Origin of the sequence: Pseudomonas auratipiscis (assembly GCF_036324085.1) — a bacterium.
GTDB lineage: Bacteria > Pseudomonadota > Gammaproteobacteria > Pseudomonadales > Pseudomonadaceae > Aquipseudomonas > Aquipseudomonas auratipiscis.
On record NZ_JAZDCU010000003.1, the window covers coordinates 188,264 to 201,869 of the forward strand.

At 60.1% G+C, this 13,606-nt stretch carries 15 protein-coding genes; 10 read left to right on the forward strand and 5 right to left on the reverse strand.

The genetic code is table 11. The annotated features are described in order from the left end of the window. Positions 1–3: 3 nt before the first annotated feature. Complete coding sequence (sohB, locus tag V0R60_RS05645; protein ID WP_330079036.1) at positions 4–1,020, reverse strand: protease SohB; 1,017 nt, start codon at positions 1,018–1,020, stop codon at positions 4–6. Between the two features lie 197 nt (positions 1,021–1,217). Between sohB and V0R60_RS05650 the strand changes: the two genes are divergently transcribed. The 4 genes from V0R60_RS05650 to V0R60_RS05665 all read left to right on the forward strand — a co-directional run bounded on the left by V0R60_RS05650 (position 1,218) and on the right by V0R60_RS05665 (position 4,356). Then, positions 1,218–1,928, forward strand: coding sequence for a histidine phosphatase family protein (locus V0R60_RS05650; RefSeq protein ID WP_136475834.1), 711 nt, complete (start codon positions 1,218–1,220; stop codon positions 1,926–1,928). Between the two features lie 57 nt (positions 1,929–1,985). Continuing rightward, complete coding sequence (locus tag V0R60_RS05655) at positions 1,986–2,303, forward strand: SCP2 sterol-binding domain-containing protein (RefSeq protein WP_136475832.1); 318 nt, start codon at positions 1,986–1,988, stop codon at positions 2,301–2,303. 195 nt (positions 2,304–2,498) lie between these two features. Then, positions 2,499–3,566, forward strand: a complete 1,068-nt coding sequence (locus V0R60_RS05660) for a phosphotransferase family protein (protein ID WP_136475830.1) — start codon at positions 2,499–2,501, stop codon at positions 3,564–3,566. A 22-nt stretch (positions 3,567–3,588) separates the two neighbouring features. Further along, on the forward strand, positions 3,589–4,356 hold the full coding sequence (locus V0R60_RS05665; protein ID WP_136475828.1) for an SDR family oxidoreductase: 768 nt from the start codon (positions 3,589–3,591) through the stop codon (positions 4,354–4,356). A 61-nt stretch (positions 4,357–4,417) separates the two neighbouring features. Here V0R60_RS05665 and V0R60_RS05670 read toward each other — a convergent pair whose 3' ends face one another. The 4 genes from V0R60_RS05670 to yghX form a co-directional block, all read right to left on the reverse strand. After that, a complete protein-coding gene (locus V0R60_RS05670) occupies positions 4,418–4,828 on the reverse strand; it encodes a cupin domain-containing protein (RefSeq protein ID WP_136475826.1) in 411 nt (136 codons plus the stop codon). A 22-nt stretch (positions 4,829–4,850) separates the two neighbouring features. Continuing rightward, positions 4,851–5,606, reverse strand: coding sequence for an SDR family oxidoreductase (locus V0R60_RS05675; protein WP_136475825.1), 756 nt, complete (start codon positions 5,604–5,606; stop codon positions 4,851–4,853). Between the two features lie 193 nt (positions 5,607–5,799). Beyond that, positions 5,800–6,519, reverse strand: a complete 720-nt coding sequence (locus V0R60_RS05680; protein ID WP_330079035.1) for an SDR family NAD(P)-dependent oxidoreductase — start codon at positions 6,517–6,519, stop codon at positions 5,800–5,802. A gap of 109 nt (positions 6,520–6,628) precedes the next feature. Continuing rightward, positions 6,629–7,552: a YghX family hydrolase gene (gene yghX, locus V0R60_RS05685; protein ID WP_330079034.1), complete on the reverse strand. Its 924-nt coding sequence runs from the start codon at positions 7,550–7,552 to the stop codon at positions 6,629–6,631. A gap of 176 nt (positions 7,553–7,728) precedes the next feature. Here yghX and ligD point away from each other — a divergent pair, with 176 nt between their 5' ends. From ligD to V0R60_RS05715, 6 genes are read left to right on the forward strand one after another with little or no spacing between them, the layout of a single operon-like run. Next, positions 7,729–10,239 carry a DNA ligase D gene (gene ligD, locus V0R60_RS05690; protein ID WP_330079033.1) on the forward strand — a complete coding sequence of 837 codons (2,511 nt, stop codon included), beginning with the start codon at positions 7,729–7,731 and terminating at the stop codon, positions 10,237–10,239. Continuing rightward, positions 10,239–10,511 (forward strand): hypothetical protein, encoded by a 273-nt coding sequence (locus tag V0R60_RS05695; RefSeq protein WP_371922265.1) that lies wholly within the window; start codon positions 10,239–10,241, stop codon positions 10,509–10,511. Before ligD ends, V0R60_RS05695 begins: the two co-directional genes overlap by 1 nt. After that, entirely contained in the window at positions 10,508–11,530 is a 1,023-nt protein-coding gene (locus V0R60_RS05700) for an acyl-CoA dehydrogenase family protein (RefSeq protein WP_330079032.1), read from the forward strand. Before V0R60_RS05695 ends, V0R60_RS05700 begins: the two co-directional genes overlap by 4 nt. After that, positions 11,527–12,291 carry a PIG-L deacetylase family protein gene (locus V0R60_RS05705; RefSeq protein ID WP_136475817.1) on the forward strand — a complete coding sequence of 255 codons (765 nt, stop codon included), beginning with the start codon at positions 11,527–11,529 and terminating at the stop codon, positions 12,289–12,291. The genes V0R60_RS05700 and V0R60_RS05705 overlap by 4 nt, the downstream gene beginning before the upstream one ends. Continuing rightward, positions 12,288–12,887: a class I SAM-dependent methyltransferase gene (locus V0R60_RS05710; RefSeq protein ID WP_136475815.1), complete on the forward strand. Its 600-nt coding sequence runs from the start codon at positions 12,288–12,290 to the stop codon at positions 12,885–12,887. Before V0R60_RS05705 ends, V0R60_RS05710 begins: the two co-directional genes overlap by 4 nt. After that, positions 12,884–13,549 (forward strand): glycosyltransferase, encoded by a 666-nt coding sequence (locus V0R60_RS05715; protein WP_136475814.1) that lies wholly within the window; start codon positions 12,884–12,886, stop codon positions 13,547–13,549. Before V0R60_RS05710 ends, V0R60_RS05715 begins: the two co-directional genes overlap by 4 nt. Positions 13,550–13,606: the final 57 nt, after the last annotated feature.

Below are 13,606 nucleotides of genomic sequence, written 5' to 3' on the forward strand. Positions count from 1 at the left end.
TGCTCAGCGCCATTGCCCAAGCTTGCTCCACAGCCCCAGCAGGGTGTTCTCGATCGAACCACTCGCTGCCAGGCCGACCCGCTCCTGCAGGCTTTTGCGCTCGGCATAATGCAGATGGTACAGACTCGAATCACGCGCACGTTCACCCAGGTATTCATCACTGGTTTTGAGTTCGTCGACAAGTTGCTTGTTGAGCGCAGCCACACCCAGCCAGACTTCGCCAGTGGCCACATCATCAATGTGCAACTGCGGGCGATAGCGCGATACGAAGTCCTTGAACAGTTGGTGGGTGACGTCCAGATCTTCCTGGAACTTCTCCCGGCCCTTTTCGGTGTTTTCACCAAACACCGTCACCGTGCGTTTGTATTCACCCGCCGTAAACACCTCGAAATCGACATCGTGTTTTTTCAACAGGCGGTTGACGTTGGGTAGCTGTGCAACCACACCAATCGAGCCGAGGATGGCAAACGGGGCACTGATGATCTTGTCACCAATACACGCCATCATGTAGCCGCCACTGGCAGCGACCTTGTCGATACAAATCGTCAACGGCACGCCTGCCTGGCGAATACGCGCCAGTTGCGAAGAGGCCAGACCGTAGCTGTGAACCATGCCGCCACCGCTTTCCAGGCGTACCACCACCTCGTCGCGCGGGGTGGCAAGACTGAGCACGGCGGTGATTTCATGACGCAGGCTCTCAGTGGCCGATGCCTTGATATCACCATCAAAATCCAGCACGAACACCCGCGGTTTATCTTCCGGTGTTTTCTTCTGCTGTTGTTGCGCCTTGGCTTGCTGCTTGCGCAGCGCCTTGAGCTGGGCTTTATCCAACAAGCTGCTTTCCAGGCGATCACGCAAGTCCTTGTAGAACTCGTTGAGCTTGTTGACCTGCAATTGCCCGCCAGCTTTGCGCCGGCCTTTGCCGCGCAGCCCGGCAATCGCCGAGAGGACAATTAAAATCGCGATCACCAAGGTCGCGGTTTTGGCGAGAAAGCTTGCGTACTCTGCAAGAAACTCCACAGTAACTCCTTAACATGCCAGCGCCCGAACGGCGCGAACCGATAGTCAAGCATACCGGCGCCGCCTTGCCCCTACCAGCGTAGGAAACGTCCAGCAACGCAGTTCAAACGCTCTTTTCAAACGCTTGTATGTTTTTTCGTTGACAGTCTGCCGGAGGCAACCTAACCTCGGGCTCATTCTTACCGCAGGCGTACGACGTGGGCAGTATTTACCTTATTCGACATGGCCAGGCCTCCTTCGGTGCAGACGACTATGACGTCCTCTCTCCCGTGGGCATGCGCCAGAGCGAAGCACTTGGTCAGCATTTGGCCCAGTTGGGTATACGCCTTGATCGCTGCCTGGCCGGCAACTTGCGTCGTCAACAGGACACCGCTCGCCTGGCCCTGCAGAGCATGCATGATAGCGGCGTTCAGGTACCACAGTTGGAAACTGACGACGCCTTCAATGAGTTCGACGCCGACGCGGTCATTCGCAGCCTGCTGCCGGGCCTGTTGCCGGACGAACCTGAAGCACGCCACATTCTGCGCAACGGTGCGCAGAATCGTAGAGAGTTCCAGCGCTTGTTTGCACTGCTGATCCAGCGCTGGCACGGTGGCGAACACGCCTGCGAAGGCTGTGAGTCCTGGCACGTTTTCGTCGAGCGTGTCGAAGCCGGCCTGCACCGGGTACTGGATCAGGCCAGCCATGGCGACAACATTGCAATTTTTACCTCTGGCGGCACCATCACTGCCCTGCTCCACCGGGTTATCCGTATTACTGCCAGCCAGGCTTTCGAGCTGAACTGGCAGATCATCAACACCTCGCTCAGCCAATTGAAGTTTCGTGGCAGCGAGGTGGCCCTGGCTTCCTTCAATAGCCAAGCCCACGTGCAGCTGTTGAAGGTGCCGGAGCTCATTACCTACCGTTGAGCCCCGGCCCGTGGCAATCTTTACGGGTTGCCGTAATCACTTAATAAGGAACGCACCATGAGCGATGTAGCAAAAGCCGTCGAAGCGATGAAAGCCAAGTTCAACCCAGCCGCTGCTGCCGGTCTTGACCTGGTGTTCGGTTTCAACATCACCGACGAAGACAAGCACTACGCCCTGATCGTCAAGGATGGCACCTGCGAAATCCAGGAAGGCGAGAATGCCGACGCCAACTGCACCCTGGTGCTGGACAGCGAAACCCTCAAAGACATCGTCAGCGGTGAAACCGACGGCATGCAAGCGTTCATGGGCGGCAAGCTGCGCGTCGAAGGCGACATGATGCTGTCGATGAAGCTGAGCGAGCTGTTCCCGGCCTGAGCCCTGCGCTGATGCCAAGCGAACCGAAGCCTTGAATGGCTTCGGTTTTTTTTCGCCTGATGGTTTCACCGCTGCCATCAGGGGCGTTGATCGACCAGCAACACGCTGACCTATAACGCCGCGCCAGGCTTGTTCGGGCCCGGCGCGAGAATTAGATTAGCCAATAGTCACCGGCTTCAATCATAAGGGAAAAGTATGACGCTCACCGACCAGTCCACCCAGGTCCGCCCCGGCGAAGAACTCGATGGTGCAATCATCGACCCTTATCTGAAGGCGCACATTGCGGGTTTGACCGGCACGCCGCAGGTCAGCCAGTTCCCCGGCGGCGCCTCGAACCTGACCTACCTGGTGCGATACCCCGAGCGCGAGTTCGTCCTGCGTCGTCCGCCGTTCGGTCACAAGGCCAAATCGGCCCACGACATGGGCCGTGAATTTCGCATCCTCAATCAGCTCAACAGCGGTTTTCCCTACTGCCCCAAAGCCTACGTGCATTGCACCGACGAAGCGTTGATTGGCGGCGAGTTCTACGTCATGGACCGGGTCAAGGGCATCATTCTGCGCTCAGACCTGCCGCCGGAGTTGGGGCTTGATGCCGAGCACACCGCAATGCTGTGCAAGAGTTTCATTGATCGTCTGGTCGAACTGCATCAGGTGGACTACAACGCTTGCGGACTGGGCGATCTGGGCAAGCCCGAAGGCTACGTGCAACGTCAGATCGAAGGCTGGAGCAGCCGTTACGAAAAGGCCCTGACCCCGGATGCGCCCCGCTGGGAGAAAGTCATCGCCTGGCTGCGCGAGAAGATGCCGGCTGATCATCCCAAGCCGGCCATCGTGCATAACGACTACCGCTTCGATAACGTCATTCTCGACGCTGAAAACCCCATGCGCATCATTGGTGTGCTCGACTGGGAAATGACCACCCTCGGTGACCCTCTGATGGATCTGGGCAACACCCTGGCCTACTGGATCGAAGCCGATGATCCGGCACCTGTGCAACTGATGCGACGCCAGCCAAGCAACGCGCCAGGCATGCTCACTCGCCAGCAGTTTGTCGACTACTATGCCCAGCGCGCCGGCATCAGCATCGACAATTACGACTTCTACTACACCTACGGACTGTTCCGCCTCGCCGGCATCGTCCAGCAGATCTACTTCCGCTTCTACCATGGCCAGACCCAGGACAAGCGCTTTGCCCAGTTCATCCACATGAACACGCTACTGGAGCACATGAGCCTGCAGGTCATTGCCAAGTCCAGCCTTTGACGACTACAACAAGGAAAAAACCATGTCCAAGACTCAACTGTTCGACCTCGACGGCAAGATTGCGTTTGTGTCCGGCGCCAGCCGTGGCATCGGCGAAGCGATTGCCCATCTGCTGGCCCAGCAAGGCGCCCATGTGATTGTTTCCAGCCGCAAGCTCGACGGCTGCCAGCAAGTCGCCGATGCCATCGTGGCAGCTGGGGGCAAAGCCACTGCTGTGGCTTGCCATATTGGTGAAATGGAACAGATCAACGCGGTGTTCAGCGGCATTCGCGAGCAGTTCGGTCGCCTGGATATCCTGGTCAACAACGCCGCGACCAACCCGCAATTCTGCAACGTACTGGACACCGACCTTGGCGCCTTTCAGAAAACCGTCGATGTAAACATTCGCGGGTATTTCTTCATGTCGGTCGAGGCTGGCAAGTTGATGCGTGAAAACGGCGGCGGCAGCATTATCAACGTAGCGTCGATCAATGGTGTGTCGCCTGGCGTATTCCAGGGGATCTATTCGGTGACCAAGGCGGCGGTGATCAACATGACCAAAGTGTTCGCCAAAGAGTGCGCGCCCTTTGGTATTCGCTGCAACGCCTTGTTGCCGGGCCTGACCGATACCAAGTTCGCTTCGGCACTGGTCAAGAACGATGCCATTCTCAACACCGCCCTGCAGCAGATACCGCTCAAGCGCGTCGCTGACCCGAAAGAAATGGCCGGCGCCGTGTTGTACCTGGCCAGCGATGCTTCAAGCTACACCACAGGCGTAGCGCTGAATGTGGACGGTGGCTTCCTGTCCTGACCGCCAGGCGGTTTCACCGAGCAGTTGCTGCGTGTCTATCGCCAGCAACTGCCCGACCGCTTCACTGCGCAGGCAACAGCGCTGGTTTATCGGCATCCTTGAGCAGGAACACCACAAATTTGGCCGGCTTTTCCTGGCTCGCATTGCGGCCAACCGTATGCACATCCTGTGGCCCTTCATAAAAGCTCTGGCCAGGCATGAGTGTCACTTCCTTCCCGCCCTTCACCCCCATCACCACCGAGCCTTCGAGCACATAGACAAAGCCGTGGGCGTCATGGCGATGTACCGGGTCAGCGCCTCCAGGAGGATACTGCACCTCCAGAATCAATACCTCCTTGCCAGGGTACTCAGGCAACGTCTGGGTCATGACTGGCGTAACACTGGGCGGCGGTGCGCTTGCGCCCGGGGACTGGGCGTGAACAGCTGTGGTGCACGCCAGGGTTACAAAGAAAAATAGCGAGCCGGTGCGCATGCTGGTCTCCTCAACGCGTGGTTCAGCCTTCAACAGGCACACTCTGCAGCCATGACTGGAAGCGGATGACACCGATTCGTGCGCCGTCCTCTGGGGTCAACGAGCGATCATCGATCGGCGCCCCGAAGTAGGTGGCCTGGGGGTCGACGATCACTTCACGCGCATCGCGGTTGTGTTCCAGGTAGCTGCGCACAAACTCCACCAACGGTTTGCGCTCGGGGCCGGCGACTTCCACCGTGCGGTTGCCAGGGGCCTGCTCGACCAGGTCAGCCAGCGCCTGCGCGACATCGGCCGAAGCGACCGGCTGCAACGCGGCAGTGGTCAGGCACACACGGTTGCCGTCGATGCCTGAATAGGCAATGGCGCCCATGAATTCGTAAAACTGGGTGGCGCGCAATATGGTGTAGGGCACGCCTGATTGCTTGATCAGATGCTCCTGCGCCATCTTGGCGCGAAAGTAGCCGCTTTCGAGCATGCGCTCGGTACCCACCACCGAAAGCGCAATGTGATGACTCACACCACAGGCTTTCTCGACAGCAAACACATTGCGTCCACTGGTTTGAAAGAATGCCAGCGCTGCGGCGTCTTCAAAGGATGGCGAGTTCGCTACATCGACGACCACCGCCGCACCGTCCAGTGCCTGCTCCAAGCCTTCGCCGGTCAGAGCATTGACCCCGGTGCTTGGCGAGGCGGCGAGCACCTTATAGCCCTTGTTTCGCAAGATCGCACACAGTTGTGCACCGATCAGGCCCGTACCACCGATCACGACGACTTTCATGACTGAGTCTCCCGAATAGGGGGGGCGATGAGCGGGTCAGACGCCTACGGAAGACGGCAACATCGGGCGGATTTCGGCCTGCTCGGCGGTTACATTGCAACCGTTGAGTCTATGCCATCATCGAAACACAAGGCGCCGCTGTAGATCAGCGGTAGCTCAGGCGAGCAGGCCCCGCGCCAGGGCCTGCGACCGATCAGAAGCGTTCGTCGAGTATTGCCGGCAACGTCAGCTCCCTGACGAAACTTGCGCACGACAGGCTTAAGGCCATGCGCACTACTTGAACAACATCATGGACCGGGATCAGTTGCCCCTCACCGTGTTGTGCCGCTACCTCACGAGCGGTACCCAGGGTATCGTCGGTGTTCAAGTAGCCCAGGTTCAGGCAGGTAACGCCCAGGTGCTGCTGACGATAGCCTTCGCGCAGGGCATCGGCGATGCCGCGCAAGGCGAATTTTGACGCGCCAAAAGCTACCTCAGGACGCCCGCTCTGGGTAAGCCCCGATGTCGAACCGGTGAGGATGATGCGCGGTCGCGCACTTTTCAGTAGCGTCGGCAGCAGGCGCTTGATGACTAGAAGGGTGGCGCTGATGTTACAGCTGACGATGGCTTCGATCTGATCATCGTCATCCTCGATAAAGTTGTACTCGGGTGTGAACGCGCGCGACTCCCAGATGCCCAGGTTGTAGATCAGAGTATCGAGTCCCTGCTCCTCCACCGCCCACTCAAGTTGCCTGGCGGCGTCGCGCGGTTTCGCCAGATCGGCCTCTAACCATTGCACCTCGACGCCGGCTTGCGCAATCAGCCCCTCGGGCCTGCTGCGTGACACGCCAATGAGCGTGTCGCCGGCCTCGCCCAATCCCTCGATCAGGGCCCTGCCCAAGCCCTTGCTGGCCCCTATTACCATGGTTCTCATTGCCGGTCTCCTGACATGGCTAATGGTCTGAGAGGCGCATGGCAACAGATAGTTTCAGGGTTGGCAAATGGCCAGCCATGTCCAAATGTGTATGCACCAGCCGTAGCCGCTAAACCAAGTAGCGCCGGAACCACGCCAGTGTCCGTTCCCACGCCAGATTGGCGGCTGCCTCGTCGTAACGCGGGGTCGTGTCGTTGTGAAAACCGTGATTGGCGCCGGGATAAAAATACGCTTCGTAAGTCTTTCCGGCCGCCTTCAAGGCTTGTTCGTAAGCCGGCCATCCCTCATTGATGCGGGCATCGAGCTCTCCATAGTGCAGGAGCAATGGCGCCTTGATTTTCGGCACATCCTTGGCATCGGCCTGACGGCCGTAGAACGGTACGGCCGCACCCAGTTCCGGATACGCCACGGCCGCAGCGTTCGCCACGCCCCCGCCATAGCAAAAGCCGGTGATGCCGACCTTACCGGTGGTGCTGTCGTTACCCATCAGCCAGTCGATAGCCGCGAAGAAGTCGTTCATGAGCTTTTCCGGGTCGACCTTGGCTTGCAGCTCGCGCCCCTTGTCATCATTCCCCGGGTAGCCACCCACAGAGCTCAGGCCGTCGGGTGCCAGGGCGATGAAGCCGGCCTTGGCCAAGCGTCTGGCGACATCCTCGATATAGGGGTTCAAGCCGCGATTTTCATGCACCACGACAACGCCGGGCACCTTGCCCTTGGCGTTGGCGTTGGCGTTGGCGTTGGCGTTGGCGTTGGCGTTGGCGGGGCGTACCAGATAGCCCCGCACCTGGCCATGGCCTTTGGGCGACGGGTAGCTGACGTACTCGGCGACGATTTCCGGGTCGGTGAAAGAAACCTGGTCGGCCAGCGCGTAGTTCGGACTCAGGGATGCCAGCAGCGCACTGGCTGTCATCCCGGCCAGGGTAAACGCCGCCGCACGGTCGAGAAACTCACGGCGGTTGATCTGGCCATGGGCGTAGTAATCGTAAAGTTCCAGCAGTTCAGGGGCAAAGTCTTTGGCACTAAGACGTTCCATGGGCGCGTACTCCGTGAGACGGCATCAAATGTCTGACCCATTAAAGCAGAGCGACGGCGCGGCGGCGCCAAGAGGAGTCGCCCAAGGTTACGCCAGCGCGTGCAAGTCGATTGAACTCCCATCCCCGCGGCCTTTCCCAATGCTATGTGAACGCACAAAAGTCGCAGGACATCACCATGGCCAAGCCGCTGCAGGAGTACGCGCGCAAGCGCAATTTCGACGCCACCCCGGAACCCGCAGGCAAGCACGTTGCGGGTAAAACGCCTGCGCATGCCTTGCAGTACTGCATTCAAAAACACGACGCCAGCCATCTGCACTACGACTTTCGCCTGGAACTGGACGGCACCCTGAAAAGCTGGGCCATTCCCAAGGGCCCGTCGCTGGACCCCAAGGTCCGGCGCCTGGCGGTACACGTCGAAGACCATCCGCTGGACTATGCCGACTTCGAGGGCAACATCCCCGAAGGCCACTACGGTGCCGGTGATGTCATCGTCTGGGATCGCGGGGTGTGGATCCCTGAAGAAGATCCGCACAAGGCCTATGCCAAAGGCAAGCTGCGCTTTCGCCTGCAAGGTGAAAAGCTCTCCGGCATCTGGAATCTGTTTCGTACTCATCTGGACGGCAAGAAAGAGCAGTGGCTGTTGGTCAAGTCCGATGACGCCCAGGCCCGCCCGCAAGCCGACTATGACATTCTCGCCGCTGAACCGGACAGTGTGCTCAGTGAGCGCACCCTGATCGATCGCAAGGCCAAGTCAGTCACCAAGACCAAGACCCCAAAAAAAGCACAGGCCAAGCCTGCCAATCGAGCACTCACAGCCGCAAAGGCAAGCCCCCTGCCCGCCGAGCTCAAGCCTCAACTGGCGACGCTGGTTGAGTCCCCCCCGGAAGGTGACTGGTGCTACGAGGTGAAATTCGACGGCTACCGTATCCTCGCCCGTCTCGACGGCGACGAGGTGCGTCTGTTTACCCGTAACGGCCACGACTGGACCCGCAAACTGCCCAGGCAAGCCAAGGCGCTGGCCAAACTCGGCCTGCAATCAGCCTGGCTCGATGGCGAAATGGTGGTGAACAACGCCGAAGGTATTGCCGACTTTCAGGCCTTGCAGAATGCCTTCGACGAGGCTCAGGACGAGCAGATCATCTACTACCTGTTCGATGCGCCTTTTCTCAATGGCATGGACTTGCGTCAATGCCCATTGGAGCAACGCCGTGAGGTCCTGGCCGCAGCGCTGGAAGATGCCGACGAACAGCGCCTGCGCTTTAGCGCCGACTTCACCCAAGCGGTGCAATCGCTCCTCGACAGCGCTTGCAAAATGGAGATCGAAGGCTTGATCGGCAAACGTCTTGGCAGTACCTACGTGAGCCGCCGCAGCAGCGATTGGATCAAACTCAAGTGCAAGCAGCGCCAGGAGTTCGTGGTTGTGGGTTATACCGATCCGAAAGGCTCACGCCAGGCCTTTGGCGCCCTGCTGCTGGCTCTACACGATGCAGACAGCGGCGAGCTGCGCTACGCCGGTAAAGTCGGCACCGGGTTCAACAGCCAGACCCTCGAACACATTCACCAGCGCCTGGTACCGCTGCACACCAGCAAGGCGCAATTCGTCAGAGCGCCCACCGGCGCCGAGGCCAAGGGCGTGCACTGGCTCAAGCCACAGTTGCTGGCCGAAGTGGCCTTCGCGCAAATGACCCGCGACGGCGTGGTTCGCCATTCGGTATTCCATGGCCTGCGCGATGACAAACCAGCGCGCGACATTGCCCTGGAGCAACCTGTGAAAAATCAGTCGAAACACCCGTCGAAACACCCCGCCTTGCCCAGCAACCTGCACCTCACCCACCCTGAGCGCATCATTGATGCCAGCACGGGGATTACCAAGCGCCAAGTGGCGGAGTACTACGCGCAGGTAGCGCCCTGGATACTGCCGCATCTGCAGCGCAGGCCAGTAGCACTGGTGCGTGCCCCGGATGGTTTGTCCGGCGAACTGTTCTTTCAGAAAAATGCAGCGCAACTGAACATTCCCGACCTGGAAAGCCACGACAAGGCCGAAGCCGGCCAAGCACTGATGATCATCGACAAGGCACAGACTCTGCTCGGTGCGGTACAGATGAACACCCTTGAGTTGCACACCTGGAACGCCACGGCAAAGAACTTCGACAAGCCTGACCGTTTCGTGCTCGATCTGGACCCAGATCCGGCCCTGCCGTGGAAAGCCATGCTTGAGGCCACCCAGCTGACACTGGCGCTGCTTGATGAATTGGGCCTGCAATCGTTCCTCAAAACCAGTGGCGGCAAGGGTATGCACATTGTCGTACCGTTGACGCGTCGCGCAGGCTGGGATGAGGTGAAAAGCTTCAGCCAGGCCATTGTCCAGCACTTGGCCGGACTGTTCCCGGAACGGCTGTCGGCGGTGTCCGGGCCAAAGAATCGCGTCGGACGGATCTTCATTGACTACCTGCGCAACAGCAAAGGCGCTACCACCGTGTGCGCCTACTCGATCCGCGCACGCGAAGGTTTGCCGGTGTCCGTACCCATTGCCCGAGCTGAACTGACCGAACTCAAAGGCGCTAACCAGTGGAATCTGCTTAACCTCGGCGAGCGTCTGGCAGAAGGCACAGATCCGTGGGCCGACTATGGCCAGGTCCGTCAGTCGATCAGCAAAGACCTGCGTCGCCGTCTGGGACTTGACTGATGACCGACCTGGATGTGATCGACTGGCTGCAATGGCCGGCAATGCTGGCGACAGTCCTCGCCGCCTGGTGGATTGGTTCGCAGCAGCCGCGACGGCGTCGAGTCGGTTTCGTCTGTTTTATTGCCAGTAACCTGTTATGGGCGATCTGGGGCTGGCACACCCAGGCCTGGGCCCTGATCGTGCTGCAGTTCTGTCTCTGCGCAATGAATCTGCGCGGCCTGAAAAAGAACAGCGCAGATAACCACCACGCTGCACGGGAGTCGACCAGATGAACACACCCGTCCCTGCCGCTTTTCTGCAGCAGTTCGCCCAGCGGCCGCTGGCCTTGAGCATCGACCGCCAACTGCAGCACTGTCTGCAGCAATGCCGCGAAAATGCCCTGGACCAACTGCCTCTGCCCGGCCATGGCCGCACCCTGCAACGCTGGCAAGTCCTGGCTCAGGTTGCCGGCGCCGACTTGAGCCTGGCCAAGTTGTTCGAAGGCCACACCGACGCGCTGGCAATCATCCATGAGTGCGGCGCCAGTCACCTGGACACTTCTGGCACTTGGGGCGTCTGGGCGGCCGAGCCGCCGACGGCGCGCGTGCAGATAAGTGCGCGCAACGGCAACGAAGTACGCTTGCATGGCCGCAAAGCGTGGTGTTCCGGGGCACTGCAGATTGACCATGCCCTGCTCACGGCATGGGATGAGCAGCAGCGACCCTACCTGGTGGCGGTAGCGTTGAATCAACCCTCATTGAGGATCTTCAACGAGGGCTGGCAGGCGGTAGGCATGGCTAACACGGCCAGTGTCGATGTTGAATTCACCGATACCCCGGCGCAACAGGTCGGCAGCAGCGGCCAGTACCTTTCACGCCCGGGCTTCTGGCACGGCGGTGGCGGTATTGCAGCCTGTTGGTACGGTGCCGCCCAGGCCCTTGGCGGATTCTTGCTGGAGCACTGCAACAGCCGCAACGACCCTCACGCCCAGGCCCACCTGGGCGCGATCGACGCCGCACTCATGGGCGCACGGGCGGCGCTGCGCGAAACTGCTCACTGGATCGACAGCCACCCTGGCAGCAATGCCGAACGTGAGGTGCGGCGTCTGCGTGCCCAGGTCGAGTCAGCCGCGACCATGGTATTGAATCACGTCGGTCGCGCACTCGGCGCCACACCGTTCTGCCGCGACAGTCACTTTGCCCGCTTAAGCGCCGATCTACCGGTGTTCATACGTCAAAGTCATGCTGAACGCGACCTGGCCGAGTTAGGCCGTCAACTCGGCAACGCTGGCGACGGAGGATGGCACCTATGACCTTGCGTCCCCCCGAAAACCCGATCCAGGCACCCGGCACCCCGCTGTCACACTGGCAAGCATCGCCGACCCTTCAGGCGGTCCCGGCAATTCATCTCGACCAACTGGTTCCTGAAGGCTCGCGCCTGGTGGTAGTAGCGCCGCACCCGGACGACGAAGTACTGGGTTGTGGTGGCCTGCTGGCGAGCCTGCAAGGTCGGGAACATGACTTGATAGTGGTATCGGTCAGCGATGGCGAAGCCAGTCACCCGTACTCCCGGCACTGGACCAGCGAGCGCTTGCGCCAGCAACGCCCTCGAGAGAGCGCCGAAGCGTTGCGGCGCCTCGGACTGGTCATGGAAAACCTGACCTGGCTACGCCTGGGACTGGCAGACAGCGCCATAGCCAATCATGAACGGGGCCTGACTGAACGACTGGTTCACCTGTTACGCCCCGGCGACCGGGTGCTGACCACTTGGCGCCTTGATGGCCACTGCGATCACGAAGCAGTGGGACGGGCCTGTGCCAGGGCCTGCGAGCGCGTCGGGGCGCAACTGATTGAAGTGCCGATCTGGGCTTGGCACTGGGCACGACCAGACGACCCACGCCTACCCTGGCAGCGTGCACAAAAGCTGTTTCTCGACTCGGCTGTGCTGGCGCTCAAGCGCCAGGCCATCACCGCCCACACCAGCCAACTGCAAGCCGATGGAGAACGTCCCCCCGTATTGGATCGCGAAGCGTTGGCGCGTCTTCTGCAACCTTTTGAACTGGTGTTTACATGAGTGTACCCGCGAGCTATTTCGAACAACTATTTGCTGGCAACGATGATCCATGGGCATTTCGCACCCGCTGGTACGAGAAGCGCAAACGCGAGGTGCTGCTCACAAGCCTGCCGCGCCAGCATTACGCAAGAATATTCGAACCGGCATGCGCCAATGGTGAACTCAGTGCTGGACTGGCCGAGCGCACGGCAAACCTGGTGTGCCAAGACCTTGATAACACCGCCGTCCATCTGGCGAGGGAGCGCTTGCGCCCGTGGCACCATGCACACGTGGAAAAAGGCTGCCTGCCACAGGACTGGCCGAGCGGCGAATTCGATCTGATCGTGCTCAGCGAGATCGGTTACTACCTCGATCCGCGTCAGTGGCTGGAAGTATTGCAACGAGCGCGGGCGAGCTTGAGCAGCGACGGAGCCCTGTTGCTCTGCCACTGGCTACACCCGATCGAGGGCTGTCCTCAAACCGGTCAGCAGGCGCATGAACTGTTGGCAGCACACCTGACCCTGCACCGTCAGCTGCGCCACGAAGAGGCAGACTTTCTCCTCGAATACTGGTGCGTGACCCCCCAGATCATCGACCTCGACGAGCCTTGCCCATGATAGCCGTGATCGTTCCTGCCCATAACGAAGAACAACTGCTCGGCGCCTGCCTGCAAGCGCTGACCGACGCCGCTCGGGCAGTGTCGGCGCTGGGAGAGCCTGTGCAGATATTGGTAGTGCTGGACGATTGCAGCGACGCCAGTGAAATCATCGCACTCAACCATGGTGTGGAAAGCCTCAAGGTAACTGCGCGCAATGTCGGTCACGCTCGCCGCGCAGGGGCGGCATTGATGCTGGAAAGAGGTGCCCGTTGGCTGGCCTTTACCGATGCCGATAGCTGTGTGCCCGCGCATTGGTTGCTGTGTCAGTTGGCATTTGCCGCCGATGCTGTATGTGGCACCGTGCATGTCGAGACCTGGCAGCCACACCAGGACTCGCGGCTGCGCGAGCGCTATCTGGCTCATTATCAGGCGCGCGAGGATCATCGTCATATCCACGGTGCCAACCTCGGTATCTGCGCCCGGGCCTACCAGCAAGTGGGCGGCTTTCAAGCCCTGGCACTCGATGAGGATGTGCAACTGGTCAGCGACCTGCAGCAATGCGGCGCGCACATTGTCTGGACCGCCCGCAACAGCGTGTCCACCAGTAGCCGGCGCGATTGCAAAGTACGCGGTGGCTTTGGCGACTTTCTCAACAGCCTGGGCGATGCGTCGGCGGTGTAGCCAGCCAGGCTTTGATGAAACAGTGTTCACCGACGCCACTGACGTCCTGCGCTGGTG